The organism is Azospirillum thermophilum, from assembly GCF_003130795.1.
Taxonomy (GTDB): domain Bacteria; phylum Pseudomonadota; class Alphaproteobacteria; order Azospirillales; family Azospirillaceae; genus Azospirillum; species Azospirillum thermophilum.
In genome coordinates, this window is sequence record NZ_CP029353.1 from 1,668,188 (window position 1) to 1,687,281 (window position 19,094).

17 protein-coding genes and 1 tRNA gene are annotated in these 19,094 nt (G+C 72.5%); 4 read left to right on the forward strand and 14 right to left on the reverse strand.

The genetic code is table 11. The annotated features are described in order from the left end of the window. Nucleotides 1-3 precede the first annotated feature (3 nt). The 10 genes from DEW08_RS14110 to DEW08_RS14160 form a co-directional block, all read right to left on the reverse strand. Entirely contained in the window at nucleotides 4-627 is a 624-nt protein-coding gene (locus DEW08_RS14110; protein ID WP_245986261.1) for a TetR/AcrR family transcriptional regulator, read from the reverse strand. Nucleotides 628-899: 272 nt separating this feature from the next. Further along, the gene (locus DEW08_RS31540) at nucleotides 900-1,454 is read right to left on the reverse strand and encodes a BON domain-containing protein (protein ID WP_245986264.1); all 555 of its coding nucleotides are present in this window, start codon (nucleotides 1,452-1,454) and stop codon (nucleotides 900-902) included. Between the two features lie 803 nt (nucleotides 1,455-2,257). Further along, nucleotides 2,258-2,644 carry a response regulator gene (locus DEW08_RS14120; RefSeq protein WP_109328091.1) on the reverse strand — a complete coding sequence of 129 codons (387 nt, stop codon included), beginning with the start codon at nucleotides 2,642-2,644 and terminating at the stop codon, nucleotides 2,258-2,260. Nucleotides 2,645-2,776: 132 nt separating this feature from the next. Further along, entirely contained in the window at nucleotides 2,777-3,112 is a 336-nt protein-coding gene (locus tag DEW08_RS14125; protein WP_109328093.1) for an STAS domain-containing protein, read from the reverse strand. Between the two features lie 78 nt (nucleotides 3,113-3,190). Continuing rightward, nucleotides 3,191-5,308 (reverse strand): SpoIIE family protein phosphatase, encoded by a 2,118-nt coding sequence (locus tag DEW08_RS14130; RefSeq protein ID WP_109328095.1) that lies wholly within the window; start codon nucleotides 5,306-5,308, stop codon nucleotides 3,191-3,193. Between the two features lie 14 nt (nucleotides 5,309-5,322). Continuing rightward, nucleotides 5,323-6,744: a methyl-accepting chemotaxis protein gene (locus DEW08_RS14135; protein ID WP_245986266.1), complete on the reverse strand. Its 1,422-nt coding sequence runs from the start codon at nucleotides 6,742-6,744 to the stop codon at nucleotides 5,323-5,325. 813 nt (nucleotides 6,745-7,557) lie between these two features. After that, nucleotides 7,558-8,385: a GNAT family N-acetyltransferase gene (locus DEW08_RS14145; protein ID WP_109328097.1), complete on the reverse strand. Its 828-nt coding sequence runs from the start codon at nucleotides 8,383-8,385 to the stop codon at nucleotides 7,558-7,560. After that, nucleotides 8,382-9,458 (reverse strand): ABC transporter substrate-binding protein, encoded by a 1,077-nt coding sequence (locus DEW08_RS14150; RefSeq protein WP_109328099.1) that lies wholly within the window; start codon nucleotides 9,456-9,458, stop codon nucleotides 8,382-8,384. The genes DEW08_RS14145 and DEW08_RS14150 overlap by 4 nt, the downstream gene beginning before the upstream one ends. A 74-nt stretch (nucleotides 9,459-9,532) precedes the next feature. Next, nucleotides 9,533-11,593, reverse strand: a complete 2,061-nt coding sequence (locus DEW08_RS14155) for an MFS transporter (protein WP_245986268.1) — start codon at nucleotides 11,591-11,593, stop codon at nucleotides 9,533-9,535. Beyond that, nucleotides 11,590-12,345 carry a hypothetical protein gene (locus DEW08_RS14160; RefSeq protein ID WP_109328101.1) on the reverse strand — a complete coding sequence of 252 codons (756 nt, stop codon included), beginning with the start codon at nucleotides 12,343-12,345 and terminating at the stop codon, nucleotides 11,590-11,592. Before DEW08_RS14160 ends, DEW08_RS14155 begins: the two co-directional genes overlap by 4 nt. 278 nt (nucleotides 12,346-12,623) lie before the next feature. Here DEW08_RS14160 and DEW08_RS14165 point away from each other — a divergent pair, with 278 nt between their 5' ends. Continuing rightward, nucleotides 12,624-13,073 carry an ATP-binding protein gene (locus DEW08_RS14165; protein WP_109328103.1) on the forward strand — a complete coding sequence of 150 codons (450 nt, stop codon included), beginning with the start codon at nucleotides 12,624-12,626 and terminating at the stop codon, nucleotides 13,071-13,073. Beyond that, the gene (locus tag DEW08_RS14170; RefSeq protein WP_109328106.1) at nucleotides 13,070-14,203 is read left to right on the forward strand and encodes a hypothetical protein; all 1,134 of its coding nucleotides are present in this window, start codon (nucleotides 13,070-13,072) and stop codon (nucleotides 14,201-14,203) included. Before DEW08_RS14165 ends, DEW08_RS14170 begins: the two co-directional genes overlap by 4 nt. A 3-nt stretch (nucleotides 14,204-14,206) precedes the next feature. On the opposite strand, the gene DEW08_RS14175 is transcribed toward DEW08_RS14170, so the two are convergent. Continuing rightward, nucleotides 14,207-14,422, reverse strand: coding sequence for a hypothetical protein (locus DEW08_RS14175; RefSeq protein ID WP_109328108.1), 216 nt, complete (start codon nucleotides 14,420-14,422; stop codon nucleotides 14,207-14,209). A gap of 252 nt (nucleotides 14,423-14,674) precedes the next feature. On the opposite strand from DEW08_RS14175, the gene DEW08_RS14180 reads away from it, so the two are divergent. Then, nucleotides 14,675-14,872: a helix-turn-helix domain-containing protein gene (locus DEW08_RS14180; RefSeq protein ID WP_109328110.1), complete on the forward strand. Its 198-nt coding sequence runs from the start codon at nucleotides 14,675-14,677 to the stop codon at nucleotides 14,870-14,872. Between the two features lie 98 nt (nucleotides 14,873-14,970). Here DEW08_RS14180 and DEW08_RS14185 read toward each other — a convergent pair whose 3' ends face one another. The 3 genes from DEW08_RS14185 to recJ all read right to left on the reverse strand — a co-directional run bounded on the left by DEW08_RS14185 (nucleotide 14,971) and on the right by recJ (nucleotide 17,735). Next, a complete protein-coding gene (locus DEW08_RS14185; RefSeq protein WP_109328112.1) occupies nucleotides 14,971-15,573 on the reverse strand; it encodes a DUF4337 domain-containing protein in 603 nt (200 codons plus the stop codon). Between the two features lie 216 nt (nucleotides 15,574-15,789). Then, nucleotides 15,790-15,865: transfer RNA gene (locus DEW08_RS14190), tRNA-Glu, on the reverse strand. Between the two features lie 70 nt (nucleotides 15,866-15,935). After that, nucleotides 15,936-17,735, reverse strand: a complete 1,800-nt coding sequence (gene recJ, locus DEW08_RS14195; protein WP_109328114.1) for a single-stranded-DNA-specific exonuclease RecJ — start codon at nucleotides 17,733-17,735, stop codon at nucleotides 15,936-15,938. 200 nt (nucleotides 17,736-17,935) lie between these two features. Here recJ and DEW08_RS14200 point away from each other — a divergent pair, with 200 nt between their 5' ends. Next, the gene (locus tag DEW08_RS14200) at nucleotides 17,936-19,030 is read left to right on the forward strand and encodes a glycerol dehydrogenase (protein ID WP_109328116.1); all 1,095 of its coding nucleotides are present in this window, start codon (nucleotides 17,936-17,938) and stop codon (nucleotides 19,028-19,030) included. The last annotated feature ends 64 nt before the right edge of the window (nucleotides 19,031-19,094 follow it).

Consider the following 19,094-nt stretch of genomic DNA (forward strand, 5'->3'; position numbering starts at 1 on the left):
GGGCTACGCGTTCGCGATGGCAGAGGAATGGGAAGGAAGGGCCGGCTTGTCCGGCGGCGCCGCGGCGGTGGCCGCCAGCACGAGGTCGAGAATGGCGCGCTCCAGCACGTCGCGCGGCTGGCTGCCGCCCATCATGATGCCGCCGCGCACCATTCCGATGACCAGAAGCGGGGTCATCGCCGTGTCCACCTGGCGGAACTGTCCGGCGGCGATGCCGTCCTCCAGCACCGCGCGCAGCGCCTCGGCGATGCGGGCGCTGCGGCGGCGCAGGATGCGGCGGGTGCGGTCGGCCAGATCGGAATGGTCGCCGCCCAGCAGTTTCAGCGTCGTCAACTGCTCGTTCAGCGTGTCGATCAGCGCCGAGATCATGGCGGTCAGGCGGTCGGTCGGGGCGGCGCCGGGATCGGCCGGCCCGTGCAGCCTGTCCTCCAGCCGGGACAGGGCGCGCTCCAGCGTCTCCAGATAGAGATCTTCCTTCGAAGGAAAGTAGCGGTAGAGCGTGGCCTTGCCCACACCGGCCGCCCGCGCCACCTCGTCCATCTGGACCTCGGCGTAGGAGCGGCCGGCGAACAGGGCGTCGGCCGCGGCGAGGATGGCCTCGCGCCGTTTGGCTCGCCAGTCGGGCATCGTGTCCAAAGGCATAAAATGGAACTCGCCGGTTTCAAAAAGGGACGATAGCCCAAGCCGGCCGGCTGTCAAGGGGGACCATTCAGACCCGAACGGTTTCGCCGGACCCTGGGCAGGTTTTCCGAACTCCGCCCGCCCATGCGGGGTCCGATCTGGAGAAACCTGCTTAGCAGCCGGCGATGGCGGAATGGTGACGGCCCGATGAAAAAGCCCTCCTCCCGCGCGGGAGGAGGGCTTCTCCGACGAACACCCGTCAGGCCGGGGCCGGACGATCAGGTGCTGGTGCCGGGGGTGCGGGCGGTGGTTGCCGGCGTGCCGGTGCCGATGCCGCCGGAGGTGCCGCTGGTCGTCCCGGCAGTGCCGCCTGAGCCGCCGCCGCCGCTGCCCGAACTGCGGCCGGTCAGGCCGCTGGAGGCGTCGGCCGGACCGCCCACCCCGGCGGACGCCATCGCGGAGGCTCCCGCCCCGGTGCCGGTCCCGCTGGTCGACCCGCCGCCGGTGCTGCTGCCGAGCCCCATGTCCTGCCGGCTGCCGGAGCCGGTGTCCTGCCGGACGCGCAGGTTGTTCTGGACATGGGTCACGCCGGAGACGGACTCCGCCAGGTCCTCCGCCCGCCGCCTGACGGTGCGGTGGTCGACATGGCCGGACAGGGTGACCTCGCCGTTGCTCACCGTCACGTCGATGTCCGAGGCGTCGACATAGGGATCGTCGGTCAGGCGGTCGTTGATGTCCTCGCGGATCCGCTCGTCGAGAGCGGGTGTAGCCGCGCGGGCCGCGGCCGCGATGCTGCGCGCGGATCTCGTCCTCGTGGCGGCGGCGGGCGGCATCGTCGTCGCCGAACCAGGAGGCGATCTCGTCGCCGCCCGTTCGAGGAAGCCGCGCCGTGCTGGGCCGTAGCCCGGGGCCGGCCATCGTGCGCCATGGCCCGGCCGTAGCCGCCGCCATAGCCTTCGTGCGCGCCGGCGCCAGGAGGCGGTCCCGGAGGAGGTCCCAGGAGCGGTCGCCGCCGCCGAATGGCCCTGGTGCCGTAGTCCCGGTGCCGAAGCCCCTCATAGTCGCGGTCGATGTAGTCGCCGCGGTCGCCGAAGTCGCGCATGCCCTCTTCCCGGCCGCCGAGGTCGCGTCCGCCGCGGGTCTCGCGACCATAGCCCGAACCGCCCGAATATCCGCCATAGCCGGAGGAGCCGCGCCGCGTGAAGCCACTGCCATAGCCGGCGCCGCGCTCGACCTCGTACCGGTCGTCGCCGCTGCGGGAGCCGAAGTCGCGACGGCCCCAGTCGCCGGCATCGAACCCGCGTTCGTCACCATAGCCGCGCTCGCCCTCGCGCCAGTCGCGGCCCTCGTTCCGCCATGTTCTCGTGCTGTGCCATGGTGGTCTGCTCCCTCATGCGTTCGTTCGTCCGCCGCGGGCTGCTTCCCGGCGGCGCTGAACGGTCAACAGAGGGGTCGGAGAGGGCGTTCCGGAATTCTTCCGCGCCTCCCTGGGCGGGGCGGGCCGATCATGGCACGGGGCTTGCGTGATATCGCCCCGGTTGGTTCCACGCATGGCCTTACGGCTCCGGTGCTCGGCTCCGGAGCCGTTTTTTTGGTCAGGCTGGTCGAAGGGCGGGCAACCGCCCCGGCCGCGGCCTCAATCCTCGGGCAGGGACAGGCCCAGCAGACGGCCGGCGGCGGTGCGCAGCTCCTCGTTCAGGAACGGCTTGTAGAGCACGGCGTCGGCATTGAACATCTCGGTCATCTTCAGGACATAGCCGGCCGGCAGGTTGGGGGCGCCGCCGGACATGGCCAGCACCTTCACCCCGGGATACTCGGCACGGATGGCCTTTATCAGCTCGACCCCGTCGACCTCCGGCATCAGGACGTCGGTCACCACCAGGTCGAACGGCCCCTTCTGCAGCTCGTTCAGGGCGAGCCGGCCATTCTCCGCCTCGATCACCTCGAGCCCCAGCGACTCCAGGTATGCCACAACCGACAGTCGGACGGCGGGGGAGTCCTCAACAACCAGAATTTTAGCCATCACCCGTATTTCCCGTCCCCGTGACCAGACACGCACCACTCAGTCGACTGAACGCACGGGCATCCGGTCAAGGTGAATCAGCATTATTGCGTCATTTTGCAGCAACCGGCCGGCGTCGCGGCCGGCAGGCGCTCAGGACAGCGCCGCTACGGCCTCCTCGGCCTTCCCGTGGATCTCGAACAGCGACGAGAAGCCGCTGAGATCGAACACCTCGCGGATGTGCGGCGCCATGGCGGCCAGCGCGATCCGTCCGCCCGCCGGCCGGGCCCGCTTGGCGGCGACCAGGAGCGAGCGCAGACCGGCCGAACTGATGTAGGTCAGCGGCTCCATGTCGACAACCACGCGGCTCGCCGAGCTGCCCACCGCCTCGACCAGATGGGTCTCGAATTCGGCGGCATTGCTGCTGTCGATGCGCCCCTCGGCCTTCAGAACGGTGACGGAGCCAACGGTCTGCTTGCTGATGTTCATTCCTCGCCCTCACGGGTTCATGTTTGGCGCCCGTGTATAGCACGGCTCCCGCCCCGATCCCTAGACACCTCTGCTGCCTCAGGCCTGCGCCGCCGCCATGGCCGGGAGGGCCGGAGCGCCGTCCTGCGCCGCCATCCCGTGCCAGCGCAGGACGAGGCAGGTGATGTCGTCGGACTGCGGCGCGCCGGCGGTGAAGCGGGCGACGTCGGACAGGATGCCGTCCAGCCCGTCCCTCGCCGAGGCGGCGGCCTGCGCACCGACCACGGCCGCCAGCCGCCCGTCGCCGTACATCACCTCGGCGTCGTTGAAGGCCTCGGTCACGCCGTCGGTGAAGAGGACGACCATGTCGCCGCTCTCGAGCCGCAGCGACCGTTCGGCATAGGGCATGTCGGGCATGGCGGCCAGCGCGATGCCGGGCGTGCGCGCCAGTTCCGCAACCGTGCCGTCGCGCGACAGGCGCAGCGGCGGGTTGTGGCCGCCGTTGGAGTAGGCGAGTTCGCCGGTGCGCAGGTCGAGTTCGCCGTAGAAGACGGTGACGAACATCGACTGCTCGTTCTCCGCGGCCAGCAGGTTGTTGACCCGCCGCATCGTCTCCGCCGGACCGACGCCCGACTCGGCGATGGCCCGCAGCATGGTGCGGGTGATCAGCATGAAGAAGGCCGCCGGAATGCCCTTGCCCGACACGTCGGCGATGACGATGGCGACCTTGCCGCCGGGAATCGGGAAGAAGTCGTAGAAGTCGCCGCCGACCTCCTTGGCCGGGACCATCCGGGCCGCCACCTCCATCTGCGGCAGGCTGGGGAAAACCTGCGGCAGGATGGTGAGCTGCATGGTGCGGGCGATCTCCAGCTCCTGCTGCAGGCTGATGAGGCGGCGCTTGTCGGCCAGCGCCTCGCGCAGGTCGCGGACGAGCTGGACGAGCTGGACCTGCTGCGTGCTGACCCGCGTGGCGAGGCGGGAGAAGCCGAGCGCCAGCAGCCCGAGCTCGTCGCTGACGCCCTTGGACTGGGCGGACTGCGGGTCGTAGGTCGCCATCTCGATCTGCCGCAGCTCGTCGAGCAGGCTCTGCCGCGCCTCGTCCTCCAGGGTGACGGCCAGCGTCTCCATCTGGCGGCGGATGAAGCGCTGCTGGCGGCGCAGGCGGCGTTCGCGCTGGCCGGCCGACCGCTCGATGTCGCGCATCACGCCGCGGAACACCTCCACCGCGCGGGCGATGCGCCCGATCTCGTCATTGCCGGCGGGCAGCTCGACATAGCCCATCGCCCGGCCGGCCGAAAGGTCCTGCAGCGCCTGCACCGCCGTGTCGAGCGTGGCGAAGTTCTTGCGCAGATAGCCGTAGAGCAGCGCCAGCGCCGCCAGCACGAGCAGGGCGACCGCCGCGACATAGGCGATGGTCCACAGCCGCCGCTCCGCCGCCGCCTGCGTCACGTCCAGCGCGACCAGCACCGTGGCGACCCGGCCGCCGGCGAGGTCGGCGATCGGCAGGCTGGCGAGGTCGTAGCTCCGTCCCTCGGCCTGCAGGGGAAGGATGACGCGCTCCGCCGGGCGAAGCAGGGGCTGGATGACCGGCCACAGCGGATCGTTGGCCCCGGCGACCGGCTCGCCCGCCCGCGACACCGCGAAGACCCGGCCGCCCACCGCCTTGCGCAGCGCGTCCAGCGCCGCCGGCAGGCCGAGGCCGATGACCGCCGCCCCGGTGACCGACGTCCCGGAATGGACCGGGGAGGAGGCGGTCACCAGCAGCCGGTCGCCGGCCCCGATGCGCAGGCCGCGGGGCAGCCGCTGCCCGCCCAGCAGGGTGTCCACCTGCGTCTTGCCCAGCAGCGGCGCCGGGTCGAGCGAGCGGTCGGTGCTGTAGAGCAGGGCGCCGGTGGAGGCGAAGAGGTTCACGTCGGCGAAGCCGGCGCGGGCGGTGATGCCCAACGCCTCCAGCCGGCGGCTCAGCGGCGCGCGCTCACCGGCGCCCAGCGCCTGCGCCACCTCCGGGTCGGAGGCCAGCCGGCCGAGGGCGAGGTCGGCCCTGCCGGTCGCGGTGGTCATGGCGAGCTGCCAGGAGGATTCCAGCCGGGCCAGCTCCAGCTCCCGCGCGTGGCGGTCGGCGGCGTCCTCGCGAAGGCCGGCCATCCCCAGCAGAAGGGCGGAGACCACCGCGGTGGTGGCGAGCACGAAGAGGATGATGCGGGTCTGGAGCAGCATCGGTCGGCGCCTCTTCAGGACCGCGGGATGACGAAGGGCCGCGCCACCGGCAGGGCCAGCAGCGAGAGCACCAGGGCGGAGGCGGCGAGTTCCCCGCCATTCCAGTCGAGCGCCACCGCCCACAGCAGGGCGGCGACCAGCGCCACGGCGGTCGCCCGCAGCACCGTGCCGGCGCCCCCGCGAACCTGCCGCCGCACATAGGCGAGCGACAGGCCGGCGGCGAGGCCGCCCCCGGCGAGCGCCGCGACCAGCCCCGACAGGGCGGCACCGCGCAGCAGAAGGACCGCGCCGCACGCCACCGCCAGCCCGGCGAGCAGGGCGGCGCCGCGCACCCGGCGCGCCGGCGCGCTGCGGCCGGCCAGCAGTCCGGCCAGCAGCGCCACGCCGCCGGCCGCCAGGAAGGCGGGCACGTCCTCCGGCACGCCGCGTGCCGCGGGAACCGCGGCAGCCGCCGCCAACGCGGCGGCGGCGACCGCCAGAGCGACATAGCCCTGGGCGTCGCTGGCCCGGGCATCGACCACCCGCCGCGGCGGGGTCGCCAGCCCCGGCCCGAGGGCGTCCAGGGTGCGGTCGCGCGCCGCCTCCACCGCGCGGGCGACCTCGGCGTCGAAGACCGCGCTGCGCACCTCGTCGGCATGGGCGGCGAAGCGCTGGCGGCGGTCATGCATCAGGAAGACCGCCGCGTTGCAGGCGAGCAGCAGCCGGCCCAACTGGTCGCGCGGCCGGCGCCCGACGAGGGTCGAGAAGTCGCCCAGCGCCGCCGAGGCCATGACCGCGGAGAGCCGCCGCAGCGGGGCGAGCAGGATCGCCGACACCAGCGCCGCCGACATCTCGGCCAGCAGCAGGGTCACCGCCAGCGCGCCGAGCGCCACCACGGTCAGCTCGCGCAGGATCTGGGCACGGATGGCGCGGGGGTGGACGCCGACCAGCACATGGCCGAGGGTGTGGCTGACCGTCTCGCCGGCGTCGCGCAGCCGCATCCGCACCACGAGATAGCCTTCGCGCTCCACCGGGCGGGCCGCCACGGCGCGCGACGCCGGCTCGGCCACGTCCCTCATGGCATGGATCAGGCCGGCCAGCCGATCGGGCTCGAGGCCCACGGCCTGCAGCACCTGGTCCTTCTCCCCGAGCACGGCGATGAAGCCGGTGTCCGGGTTGCGCTGCGCGATGCCGCCGAGATACTCGTCGAGCCCCGGCAGCCGGTCGAGCGGGATGCCGTGGAACAACGCCCGCTCCAGCTCCGCCTGCACGGAATCGGCGATGGCCGCCGCCTTGGTCGCCCGCGCCTCCGCCAGATTCTGCTGGGCGAGCTGCGTGCCGAGCAGGCCGACGCCCGCCATGGTCAGCAGCGCCGCCAGCAGAACGATCAGCGGGATGCCGACGCGGAAGGCCAGGGTCCGGCGGGCCGCCGTGGGGATGTCGCTCGTCATCGTCATGCCAGTTCGTCCAGCCGGGCAACCTCGCGCTCACCCTCCGCCAGCAGCGCCGCGCGCGGCGCACCGCGTCCTTGAAGGCGGCAACCGGCAGGCCGAGCGTGTCCGCCGCCCGCCCCGCCCCCGCTTCCCCGTCCGCGGCGGGCGGCGGCCCGGACCGGGAACCGGCGAGGGTCTCGATCTCCTGCGCCAGCCCGGCCAGCACCCGGCGCGGGCCGCGGGCGATCCAGACGCCGGCCAGCCAGGCGAGCAGCAGGACCGGGGCCGCGACCGCCAGCGCCCCGATGGAGAGCTGCAGCGCGTAGCTCTGGATGGGTTCGTCGACCACGTCGGCCGGCAGCCGAAGCAGGACCGCGCCCGCATTGGTGCCGAAGCTGGTGGTGATGCCGATGCCGAACAGCATCTCCGGCCCGCGTGTCAGGGTCCAGACACCCGGGCTGGCGACCTGTTCCGGCGTCGCGCCGACCTCGCCGACCTCGACGGCGTCGGTGGAGAAGAGGGCCACCCCCTCCTCGTCGAGGATGGCGATGGACAGCAGGTCCGGCAGGGCGACGCGGGCTCGCTCCAGCAGCGGCGGCACCTGCGACAGCTCGGCGAGGGCAAGGCCGAGGTTCAGCTGGGCCTCCAGCGAATCCTTCGTCTCGCTCAGCACGAACCCCGCCTGGGAGGCGACCGCCTCCTGCAGCCGGCGGTGCTGCTCGCCGACCCAGAGGACGACGGCCGCCATGGCGGAGACGAGGACCGTCACCGCCAGGAACGCCGCCAGCCGCGCCGAGAAACTGCCCGTGCCCATGCGCCCTCTCCCCGCCCCTGCGTTCAGGCCGCCGCCGTCTGCGGCCGGCCGGGCGCGGTCTGGATGGCGCGGCCGACCAGGGCGTACCAGCGGGTCGCCGTGGCCGGGTCGCCGCCTTCCGGAACGCGGCCCCAGACGCGGTTGCCGCCGTCGAACAGATCCCCGCGGGCGGCCAGTTCGTCCACCGGCACGAGCAGCGCCGTGGCGCGGTCCATCTGCGCATGCTCGGCCGCGTCGCGGTGGAGCAGCAGGCGGACCAGCCCCTCGCCCACGCGGATCAGCCGCCTGGGATGGAGGCCGTGGCCGGCGAGATGGCCCCAGCTCCGGTGGTTGCGCGGGCTGACGGTGGTCAGCAGATGGCGCCGGCCGATGCTGTCGGATACCGCGATGCGCCAGTCGATCAGCCGGTGGTGCAGGCCGCGCCCGCGCATCGCCGGATCGACCATGGCGGAGGACATGTGGGCGACGAGCGGCAGGTCCTCGGCCGGCAGCGGCAGGTCGCGGCCGCGGTTGTGGTCCTCCGGCCCCGGAATGCCGAGCGCGCCGTAGGCGACCAGCTCCCCGTCCTGGAAGATGCCGGCGGTCAGGCCGCGCGCCCCGAGATGATCGGCGATGAAGTTCCCGACCTCTCCCGCCATCCGGTAATGGTCCGGGTCGTCGAGCGTGGCGACGATCCGCTGGCGGAACGCCGTCAGCCGGTCGCCGTCCGCGAGCGTCAGCATGCGCGCGCTCAAGTCCTCCGGCAGTTCGGCCACCAGGAGGGCGAGCCGGGCTTCCGCCAGGGCGAAGGCCTCGGCTCCCTCCGCCGGCGGGCGGGCGGCAGCCTCCGCGCCGTGGGACAAACCGGTCATGATTCGATGATCTCCGCGAAATTGAGCAGGCCGATCGGGGGATAGAATTCCAGGTCCCGCACGGTGGCCATGTTGATGATGACGGAGAAGCGCTTCAGCGTCTCCACGGGGATGTCGGCCGGTCTGGTGCCGTCCACCATGATCTGGGCCGCCTTGAAGGCGGTGAAGCGCCCGATGCCGTAGCTGCTGCTGGCCAGCGCCAGCATCGCCTTGTCGGTGCGCACGATCAGTTCGGTGACGGAGAAGGTGGGGAGCCGGTGACGCAGCGCCTCCTCCGCCACGACGGAGCGGTTGTGGAAGGCGATGAAGGTGTCGGGGCCGATATAGAGCATCTCCGCCCCGCGCGAGGCGGCGCGGGCGATCAGATCCGGGACGGCGGGGGCCGAGGGTTCGCCCGACGCATCGATCGGCACCGGCTCCTCGATCAGTTCCAGCCCGCGCAGCGCCGCCTCCGCCCGCAGCCCCTCGACGGCGAGGACGGAGTTGCGTTCGATCGGGTTGAAGATGACGCCGAGCCGCCTGATCGGCCGGTAGGCCTGGATGGTGTTGAGCTGCACCGACACCGGCGCGATGTGGACGGTGCCCGTCACGTTGCGGCCGGGACGGGTGAGGTCGGGCACGATCCTGGCGTCCACGGGGGCCGCCACGAAGGTGAAGACCACCGGGATGTCGGTGATGTGCCGGCGCGGATCCGCCTCGTCATAGGGGCCGACCAGCGCGCGGGTCTGCGGCGTGCCCCAGCTGTAGATCAGGTCGGGACGGGTGTCCCGGATCTCCTCAATGATGGCGGGCATGCGGCCGGCGTCGCCGCCGGTGTTGCGGATGGTGTATTCGGCGCGGATGCCGCGGCGGGCGAGATAGTCCTTGAAGCCGAACTCGTTGTCGCTCTCGCCCCGGCCCAGCACCATGGTGATGCGGAAGGTCCGGTCGGGGACCGCCGCCAGCGACTCCTCGGCCAGGGCGCCGCGAAACGGCGCCAGGGCGCCGGCGGCACCGGCGGCGGCCCCCAGGGCCAGCAGCCGCCTGCGGCCGGGATCGAAGGGGGTTCGGATGGGCCCAGTCTTGTCGGGCATCGCTCAAGCCTCCTGCGGGCGGGCGGCGGGGTCGCCCCGCCCGGTTCGGAAGAGTATCCAGAAGATCAGTGCGCTCAACCCGCACAACAGGCCGATGCCGAGCATGGCCTCCCGGTAGGAGGTCGCGACCGCCACCCCATCGCCAGCATCGGGCCGACGGCGCCGCCCAGCCGCTCGATCAGGCGGTACCAGCCGATGGCCGCGGTCTCCGGCAGGCCGCCGTCGCGGGCGATCTGCGAGACGAGCGTCAGTTGCGGCGCGCCGATCAGCGCCTGGGCGAGGCCGAACAGGGCGATCGCCAGCGGCGGCCCCCACAGCGTGTCGGTGGCGAGGATCGGCAGGCAGCTCACCAGCGTGCCGACGCCGCCCAGCGTCACGAATCCGCGCCGGGCCTGCCAGCGGTCGGACAGGCTGGCGGCGAGCGGCGACACCAGGATGAAGGCGACGAAGTACATCATCTGCACCCGCCCGACCTCCGCCTTGCTCGCCCCGTCGGCGGTCAGCAGGAGCGGGACGAGACAGAAGAGGAAGGCGGTGGAGGCGATCTTGGTCGGCACCGCGCTCAGCAGCATCAGCGAGGTGAAGCGCAGGTCGCGGAACAGCGGCCACGCGCTGCCCAGCGCCGGCCGGGCCGCCGCCGGGCGGGCGGTGCCGGCCTGCGGGCGCACGCGCATCAGCAGGATCGTCACGGCGATGCCGGCGCTGAAGGCCAGGACCGCCCCGATCAGGAAGGTGGCGCGGAAGCCGGCCTGGTCGGCGATGATGCCGCCGCTGACCGGGCCGCAGACGCCGGCCGCCAGCAGCGCCCCGATGAACATCGCCATGCCGCCGGCCCGGTTGCGCGGCGTGGTGTGGTCGACCACGATCCCCTGCGCGGTGATCAGCACCAGCCCGTAGCCGAGCGCGGTCAGGCAGCGCCACACCATCAGCCAGACCAGCGAGGACGCGAAGGCCGTCATGGCGAGGCTGAAGGATCCCAGAAGCGCGCCCAGCAGGAACGCCCGGCTGCGCCCCCAGCGCTCGGAGAAGCGCGCGCCGCCGGGCTGGGACAGCGCCCAGATCAGCATGAACATGGTGATCGGCAGGCTGACCACGAGATCGGGCGTCAGCCAGGGCACCTGCGTCGCGAAGGACTTGGCGTAGGCCGGCAGGAAGGGCCGCGACAACTCCTCGGACAGGCAGAAGAGGAAGACAGGCAGCCGCAGGAAGACGAGGTTGAAGGGCGCGGACGCGGTTCCGGCCTGCCCCGGCGCGCGGAAGCGGAAGCGCTGCGCCAGCGCGGCCAGCCCCTGCTCCGCCCGGCGGGTGCGCGGATCGTCGGGCCCATGGGCGGCGCGGAACGCCTCCACCCGGCGGGTCAGGGCGGCATAGCGGGCGTTGACCCCGTCGAGCAGGCCGCGCGCCTCGGCCGCCATGTCCGGCTCGCCGTCGGCCGGCGCAGGCAGCGGCGCGGCGCGGAAATCGCCCTCCTCCGCCCGCTCGGCCAGCAGGCGCAGCGCGAGCACCCGCCGCATGGCAAGGTTCACGACGAGAAGCAGCACCTCGAAGATCAGCAGCACCGACACCAGCACGACCGACAGCACGTCGAGCATCAGGTCGGCCGACGCCTTGGCGAGAAAGGCGGCATCGACGCCGACATGGACGCGGCCGGCCGGCCGGTCCGGATCGCCGAGACGCTGCAGGCGGTCGATGAAGCCGGCGGCGAACCGTCCCTGCGGGCCGGCCGCCAGGCGGTCCGCCGGAAGCTGCGTCATCCCCTGGAGCGGCCGGCCGGCCGCCGCCAGGATCCGCCCGGCGGGGTCCGTCACCGCCACATAGGCGATGTCCTGGTGGCGCGCCGCCTCTTCCTCCAGCAGCCGGTCGACGCCCGGCATGCGGTCGAGCGGAATCCCGGCCTTCAGGCCGCGGTCGATGCGCGACGCCAGAAGCTCGGCCACCGTGCCGGCCTTGCGGGCCAGCTCCGGCTGGAACAGCGGGTCGAAGCTGCGCAGCGACAGCCAGGAGGCCACGCCGGCCGCGATCAGCACGATGGCGACCGAAACGACGGTCAGGCGGAAGACCAGCGCGTTGATCGGGTCGCGCGACGCCGCCACGCGCCGGCCGCCGCTGCGCGCCTTCCGGAAGAGGCCCATCATGGGACGACCGCCTGGGGCGTCGCCCGCTCCATCGCATCCATGTCGCGGTCGAGGTCCGCCATGGCGGCGTCCGCCTCGGCGACCCCGGCCTGCAGGCGCCGGCGCACGGCGCCGCTGATCGCGCCGCTGCCGGCCGCCTCCCCGGCCAACCGCCGGCCGCCGCGCCCGACCACCAGGACCACCGCCCCCAGGGTCGCCAGCGCCGCCACGCCCAGCAGGACCAGCAGGCTGGTGAGGAGATGCCGGGCGACCGCGTTGATCCGCTCGTTCAGGCCGGAGAGCGAGGAGCGGATGATGACCTCGCCGACGAGCTGGCCGAAGCTGTTGCGCACCCCGGCGCCGAGGATGATCGCGTCGCCGTCGATGCGCTGGCGGATGCCGCCCGGCACCGGCGCGCTGTCCGGCTCCCACGCCACGGTCGAGGGACGGCCGACCGAGGACAGGTTGGCGGCGAAGAGGACGGTGCCGTCCTCCCCCACCACCTCGGCATTCTCGATCTCCTCCGGCTCGGCGGCCCGCTCCACCAGGCCCTGCACGTCCACCAGCTCCGACAGGTCGAGGCCGAGCGTCAGGCCGTACTCGACGCGGCGGCGCACCTCGTCCGCCACCACGGACAGGCGCGAGCTGGTTACATCATGCAGGGTCCGCTCGAACTTCAGGGCGGCCAGCACCATCGACAGCAGGACGGCGAGCGCCACCGTGGCGGCAATCACCGCTCCGGTCCTCAACGCCAGCGCACGTCCCAGAATCATTGCGAATTCCACTTTCCGCCGGTGCGAAACCCTCGGCCGGACACGCCGGGTACCACCGGAAATGGTACCTTCTTAGGCGAACCGATTTACAAAAGAACCGCGATAGCAATCCCGTTGCAAGCGGTTTCGCTGCTCGCGATACTTGCGCGCGGGCGGCCGTGCCCAACGGAAACAGCGCTTGAGCTTGGCCGCCGCGACAGCGATCATCCCGGTTGCTCACATCCAGGTTGCCCACCCATGGCCGGCGCGCCCGGCAGAACGGACGGACAAGACGCCCGATGATCGACGCGCTCGAACTGGTTATCGCCAACGACCTCGCCGAACTGGGCCGGCTGGCCGAGGCGGTGGACGATTTCGTCGGGCGGCACGGGCTGCCGATGGAGGTCGGCTTCAAGCTGAACCTCTGCTTCGACGAGCTGATCACCAATACCGTGTCCTACGGCTATCCCGACGGCGGGCGTCACGAGATCCGGGTCAGGCTGACGCTGGAGGAGACGGAACTGCAGGCGGAGCTGGTGGATGACGCCGCCCCCTTCGATCCCTTCGCGGAGCGTCCGGCGCCCGATCTCGACGCCGACGTCGACGAGCGTGCGATCGGCGGGCTCGGCATCTTCCTGGTCACCCGGTCGGTCGACCGCGCCAGCTATCGCCGCGAAGGCGACCGCAACGTCGTGCGGCTGATCAAGGCGATCCCGCCGACACCCGCCGCGCAGGGCGCCCTGCAATGACCGGCGCCGGCGCCCGGTCCCCATCCGCCGCGGCGGAGCGGGCCGTGGCGCTGGTCCGCGCGCTCGACGCCGCAACGACGCCGCAGGATGCCGACGCGCTTTCCCGGCCGGCCGCCGCCCTCGGGCTCGCTCCCCGCATGCCCGGCGATCCGGGAGAGGAACTGAGGCGGGGCGGCGTGGCCGGGCTGCGCCGGCATCTCTGGGACGCCTACGGGCCGGCGCTGGAGGAGCGCTTCGGCCTGCCGCTCTGCCGCCACCTGACGGCGGTCGTGGCGGACGCGGAGGCGGGACCGCCCGATGCCGTCGCCACCGCCGGCGCGCTGGCCCGCCTCGCCCGGCAGGGGCGGATGGACCATCGCCAGCGGCCGAGCGGACCGCTGCAGCGCTCCATCGAGGCGACGGCGGCTGCCCTGGCGGAAAGCGTCGGAGGGGAGGCCGAGAGGCTGCGCCGGACCCTGGAGACGCCGGACGCCCCCGACCTGCGCGCGGTGTCGCTGATGGTCCTGCGCATCGAGGGGGTGCGCTGGGTTCTGGACATCCTGGACCACCCGCCGGCCCTGGCCCGCCTGTCGCGGGATGCCCGGCGCCTCAGCCGGCGGGCGCTCGGCCGGTCGGCGGAGACGATCCGCGGCTTCATCGCGGCGCGCGACCTGCTGTCGCTTTACGACAACGCCTCGGTGGTGTCGCAGGTCGACCATCTCCTGACGCTCGCCGGCCGCCTGCTCGATGCCCTGCGCGACGGCGAGGAGGAGCGCACCGCCTTCGTCGCCCCGGACGACGAGACGGCGTTGCGCGGGTTCGGTGCCGCCCTGGCCGATCTCGCGGACGTGCTCGGACGGATCGCGTTGCGGTCCGTCGCCGCCCGCGACCTCTCGCCGGCGCTGGCGGTCACCGCGCTCAAGCAGTTGCACTGCCTGCACCTGCTGGCAAGCCGGCTCGGACCGGACCGGCCGCCGGAGTTCGAGACGCTGGAACTCGTCATCGCCCGTCAGGCCGAGGCCGCGGCGCTCGCGCTGCGCGGAGCACGCGGGCAGTCCGCCGGCCTGCCGGACGAAGCGCACCGGGAGCAGGCGGCGGCTCTTTCCCTCCTGCTCCACAGCCTTGGGCTGGAGCCTCCGGCCAAACCTTAGGCGTCAGGCGTCGCCGACGATCGCCGTGATGCGGCCGCTGCCGCCGCAGGTTGGACAGGACTGCCCGCCGAGCCGGCCGCTGCCGCCGCAGTCGGGACAGGGCGCCTCACCCGTCTGCCGGGTGCCCGGAACCGATTCGTCGCCCCGCCCCACGGCACTGCCCGGCTGTGCCGGCACCACGACGCGCCGCCCTTCGTCGCCCGTCTTTTGGTTGGTCATGATCGCTCCTCTGCGCGTGCGCGTCTGCCGCCTCAACAGCCGCGCAACCGGGAAGTTCTGGTCATGACCGGCAGCGCTGCCACTACAACCAATGCTGAGCGGACATTTCTGCTCTGCGCTGCTTCGCAACAATCTGTTGCATGACATCGGGACCGGCCTTTGCCATGCTTTGGAACTGTGGACGTGCGACATCAGGACGTCCCGTTGGAGCGCGTAATGCGTCACAACCTCTATCAGCGGAGTCGGCGGCCGATGACCGGGGCGCAATGCCAGGCGGCCCGCTTGCGGCTGGGCTGGTCGACCCGGCAACTGGCAGCCAAGGCCGGCGTGCCGTGGTCGGAGATCATACGGTTCGATTACGGCACCGGCGAGGTCGCGCCCGAGGTGGTGGCCGCCGTGCAGATGGCCTTTCGCCGGGCCGGGCTGGACCTGCGCCAGCTCCAGCGCTGAGCGTCGGCGCAAAGGGCAAAGGCGGCGGGTACCGCCGCCGCCCTTTCGTTTTCCGGCCCGGCTCCGCCGGTGCCCGCCCCCCTCAGTGTCCGCCCCCCTCAGTGCCCGCCGAGATGCAGGGCCGTCGGGGCCAGCCAGCCGAGCAGCGAGATCGCCACGCCCGCCACGCCCAGCGCGCCGGACAGCCAGGCCAGCGGCAGGAAGCCGGTGATGACGGTTGCCGAGGCCAGAACGATGGCGATCTGGAAGGCGGCGGAGGCGTACTCGTACATATGGTAGGCGGCCAGCGAATGGTCGCGGACCGCTTCCGCCTGCTTGGCGCGCGCCGCCAGTTCCTTGCGGCCTTCCTGCGTCTCCGGCTCGGTGTCGTACCGCAGGGCGGTCTGGGCCCAGACGTCGATCTGCTTCTGGATGGCGTCGCGCTGCGCCTGCGGAAGGTCGGCCGACAGCTCCAGCTTCGCGGCCTCCCCGGCGGTCCGCATGGTGGTCATGCGAATGGTCTTGGCCTGGAAGAAGGCCCAGAAATTCGCCGCCTCGATGTTGCGGTTCAGGGCCTCGGTCTGGGCACTCTTGCCCGCGGCCTCGGCGATGGCCAGCAAGGCCGCCAGGATGGCGATCATCAGGCCGATGCGGCGGTTGCTGGAATGATGGCCGTGGGCCGCCTCGTGCGCCTTCTCGTGATGCTCGAACGCTTCGGACATGGTCCCGCTCTATCCCGTTTTCCTCTCCTGCCCGCCCCGGTCGCGGCGGGGTCCCGGGCGCGCGCAGAATGCTATGTTGCGGCGCATCATGCCACCTCCTTGTGCGGAGGCGCTATGACTTTCGTCGAGAGGCGGAAAGGCGGCTTCGGCACCGTGGACAGGGAAAAGGCCCGGCGAAGCGCCGGGCCTTTTCAAATTCGGTCGCACGGGAGGAAGTGGCGTCCCCGACGGGATTCGAACCCGTGTCGCCGCCGTGAAAGGGCGGTGTCCTAGGCCTCTAGACGACGGGGACGTCGTGCGGTGGAGCGCTTTCTATAGACGCCGCAGCGGGAAGGCAAGCGCTTTTTTCGGCGGCATCCGGGTCAGTGCGACTGGGCCGGCGCGGCGTCGTCGATCAGCAGCTGGACGGACTCGCTGCCGTTCCAGCGGTCGATGCGCAGGGTGCCGGCGACGTGGAACGGGGTGCCGCGGCCGGTCAGCAACGCCTGGCCCAGCGCACTGTCGAGGGCACGGAAGGCGATGGCCTTCAGCCGCGCCCCGTCGTTGCCCTGCAGGAAGCAGCGCACGTGATTCGCCCCCACCACGTCGGCCCGCACCACCCGCGCATCGGCCAGGGCGAAGCGCGGCTCCGAGTTGCCGGTGCCGAAGGGACCGAGCCTGCCCAGCGTCTCGACCAGCGCCGGGGTCGCCGCACCGACGGACAGGGCGCCGTCGAGCTGCAGCATCGGCACCAGCGGCGCGGCCTCCACCTGCTCGCGCACGCGGCCGGTCAGGAACTCGCGCAGCTCGCCCAGTCTGGCCCCCGCCACGGTGAAGCCCGCCGCCATGCGGTGGCCGCCGCCGGCGATCAACAGCCCCTCCTGCCGCGCCGCGATCACCGCGGCCCCCAGGTCGACGCCGCGGACCGAGCGGCCGGAGGCCTTGCCGACGACGGTGCCGTCCGCCCCCTCCTCCAGCGCCACGACGCAGGCCGGGCGGCTGTAGCGCTCCTTCAGCCGGCTGGCGACGATGCCGATGACGCCGGGATGCCAGCCCTCGCCGGCGATGAAGACCAGCTCGGCCTCGCGGTCCGACAGGGCTTCCAGCCGGGCGATGGCGTCGTCCAGCACCCCCTGCTCCACCGCGCGGCGCTCGGCATTGTGGGCTTCGAGCTTCTGGGCGAGGTCCATCGCCTCCAGCGGGTCGTCGGTCGAAAGCAGGCGGGCGCCGAGGTCGGAGGCCCCCACCCGCCCGCCGGCATTCACCCGTGGTCCCAGCACGTAGCCGGCGTGATAGGCATCGGGCTTGTCCTTCACCCCGGCGACGTCCGCCAGGGCGGCGAGGCCGGGATTGCAACGCCGGGCCATCACCTTCAGCCCCTGCGCCACCAGCGCGCGGTTCAGCCCGGTCAGCGGGACGACGTCGCACACCGTGCCCAGCGCCACGAGGTCCAGCCACTCCATCAGGTTCGGTTCGGGCCGCTCGCGGTAATAGCCGGCCTGCCGCAGCGCCCGGTTGATCGCGACCACCGCTAGGAAGGTCACCCCGGCGGCGCAGAGCGTGCGGTAGGCGCCGTCCTCGTCCAGCCGGTTGGGGTTGACCAGCGCCACGGCGGGCGGCAGCCGTGGCTCCGCCGCATGATGGTCGAGCACCACGACGTCGAGCCCGGCCCCGGCCGCCGTCTCCAGCGCCGCGAAGGCGGAGATGCCGCAATCGACCGTCACCACCAGCCGCACGCCCTCGGCCTTCAGCCGCAGCAGGGCCGGACCGTTGGGGCCGTAGCCCTCCTTCACGCGGTCGGGCACATAGACGCGGAGATCGGCGCCGGCCGCCCGGAAGAAACGGCGCAGGACCGCGGCCGAGGTGGCGCCGTCCACGTCGTAGTCGCCGAAGACCGCGACCGGCTCCCCCTCCAGGATGGCGGCGGCGATGCGGGCGGCGGCCTTGTCCATGTCCTTGAAGCGCGACGGGTCGGGCAGCAGCGCCTTCAGCTTGGGATCGAGGAAGTCGTCGCAGGCTTCCTCCGTCACGCCGCGGGCGGCCAGCACACGCCCGACGATCTCGGGCAGGCCGCGCCCCTGCGCCAGCGCCCAGGCCATCCGCTCGTCATAGGGCCGGGCCTGCCAGCGCTTGCCGGACAGCGATCGGGTGATGTTCAGGAAGGCGGGAGCGGTGTCGGTCATGGACGCTCGGGCAGCCACGGGACGGGGAAGGCCGAAGCCATAGCAGATGACGGACGCGCCCGGCCATGCTCCGCTGCGGGGGGCGCCCATGCGCGGACGGCCCCTTGCCGCCCATGGTGCGCCGCAGCTTGAGACACATCAATGCGTGCATGCGGGTGATTTGATCCACTGCCCGGACCATGACGCGGAGGAGGAAACCCATGATCACCACCGCGATTTTCCCGGCCCGCTACGTCCAGGGCGAAGGCGCCCTCGACAATCTGGGCGAGGATCTGGCCCGGCTGGGCAGGAAGGCGCTGGCCGTCGTCGACCCGTTCGTTCTGAAGACCCTGCGCGGCCGTCTGGTGGATGCCGCCGCCGGCCGTCTCGACCTCGACGTCCAGGAATTCGGCGGCGAATGCTCCGACGAGGAGATCGCGCGGCTGACCGCCCTTGCCCGCGCGCAGGGGGCGGAGGTCGTCGCCGGCGTCGGCGGCGGCAAGGCGCTGGACACCGCCAAGGCCGTCGCGCATGAGCTGAACGCCCGCACCGCCATCGTCCCGACCCTGGCCTCCACCGATGCGCCGTGCAGCGCCCTGTCGGTGATCTACACCGCCGACGGCGCCTTCAAGCGCTATCTGGTCCTGCCGCGCAACCCGGATCTCGTCCTTGTCGACACCGGCGTGGTGGCGCAGGCGCCGGTCCGCTTCCTCGTCTCCGGCATGGGCGACGCCCTGTCGACCTGGTTCGAGGCGGAGGATTGCCGGATCAAGCGCGGCGGCAACATGACCGGCCGCATGGGCCCGATGACCGCCTTCAGCCTGGCGCGGCTCTGCTACGACACGCTGCTGGAATACGGCGTGCTCGCCAAGTCGGCCTGCGAGCAGAAGGTCGTCACGCCGGCCCTGGAGCGCATCGTCGAGGCCAACACGCTGCTGAGCGGACTGGGCTTCGAGAGCGGCGGGCTGGCCGCCGCCCATGCCGTCCACAACGGCCTGACGGCGCTGGAGGAGACGCACCATTACTGGCACGGCGAGAAGGTCGCCTTCGGCACGCTGACCATGCTGGTGCTGACCGGCCGCCCGGCGGCGGTGCTGGACGAGGTCTACGGCTTCTGCCGGTCGGTCGGGCTGCCGACCACGCTGGCCGACATCGGCCTCGCCACGGTGAGCGACGAGCGGCTGCTGCTGGCCGCCGAGCGCGCCTGCGCCGAGGGCGAGACCATCCACAACGAGCCCTACGAGGTCACCCCCCGCCGCGTGCTGGCCGCCATGAAGGCCGCCGACGCGGAAGGCCGGCGGCGCAAGGGGCTGTAGAAGCCTCCGCCCCAAAAAAGAAGGGGGGCTTGCGGTCGTCCCGCAAGCCCCCTTTTCCGTGTCC

Coding starts and splice junctions, on each gene's coding strand:
- DEW08_RS14120 (WP_109328091.1), bottom strand. CDS start 2,644: ATGGCTAAAATTCTGGTTGTTGAGGACTCCCCCGCCGTCCGACTGTCG.
- DEW08_RS14150 (WP_109328099.1), bottom strand. CDS start 9,458: ATGCCCGACAAGACTGGGCCCATCCGAACCCCCTTCGATCCCGGCCGC.
- DEW08_RS14175 (WP_109328108.1), bottom strand. CDS start 14,422: ATGACCAACCAAAAGACGGGCGACGAAGGGCGGCGCGTCGTGGTGCCG.
- DEW08_RS14110 (WP_245986261.1), bottom strand. CDS start 627: ATGCCCGACTGGCGAGCCAAACGGCGCGAGGCCATCCTCGCCGCGGCC.
- DEW08_RS14155 (WP_245986268.1), bottom strand. CDS start 11,593: ATGATGGGCCTCTTCCGGAAGGCGCGCAGCGGCGGCCGGCGCGTGGCG.
- DEW08_RS14180 (WP_109328110.1), top strand. CDS start 14,675: ATGACCGGGGCGCAATGCCAGGCGGCCCGCTTGCGGCTGGGCTGGTCG.
- DEW08_RS14160 (WP_109328101.1), bottom strand. CDS start 12,345: ATGATTCTGGGACGTGCGCTGGCGTTGAGGACCGGAGCGGTGATTGCC.
- DEW08_RS14145 (WP_109328097.1), bottom strand. CDS start 8,385: ATGACCGGTTTGTCCCACGGCGCGGAGGCTGCCGCCCGCCCGCCGGCG.
- DEW08_RS14170 (WP_109328106.1), top strand. CDS start 13,070: ATGACCGGCGCCGGCGCCCGGTCCCCATCCGCCGCGGCGGAGCGGGCC.
- recJ (WP_109328114.1), bottom strand. CDS start 17,735: ATGACCGACACCGCTCCCGCCTTCCTGAACATCACCCGATCGCTGTCC.
- DEW08_RS14165 (WP_109328103.1), top strand. CDS start 12,624: ATGATCGACGCGCTCGAACTGGTTATCGCCAACGACCTCGCCGAACTG.
- DEW08_RS14185 (WP_109328112.1), bottom strand. CDS start 15,573: ATGTCCGAAGCGTTCGAGCATCACGAGAAGGCGCACGAGGCGGCCCAC.
- DEW08_RS14200 (WP_109328116.1), top strand. CDS start 17,936: ATGATCACCACCGCGATTTTCCCGGCCCGCTACGTCCAGGGCGAAGGC.
- DEW08_RS14125 (WP_109328093.1), bottom strand. CDS start 3,112: ATGAACATCAGCAAGCAGACCGTTGGCTCCGTCACCGTTCTGAAGGCC.
- DEW08_RS14130 (WP_109328095.1), bottom strand. CDS start 5,308: ATGCTGCTCCAGACCCGCATCATCCTCTTCGTGCTCGCCACCACCGCG.
- DEW08_RS31540 (WP_245986264.1), bottom strand. CDS start 1,454: ATGCCGCCCGCCGCCGCCACGAGGACGAGATCCGCGCGCAGCATCGCG.
- DEW08_RS14135 (WP_245986266.1), bottom strand. CDS start 6,744: ATGACGATGACGAGCGACATCCCCACGGCGGCCCGCCGGACCCTGGCC.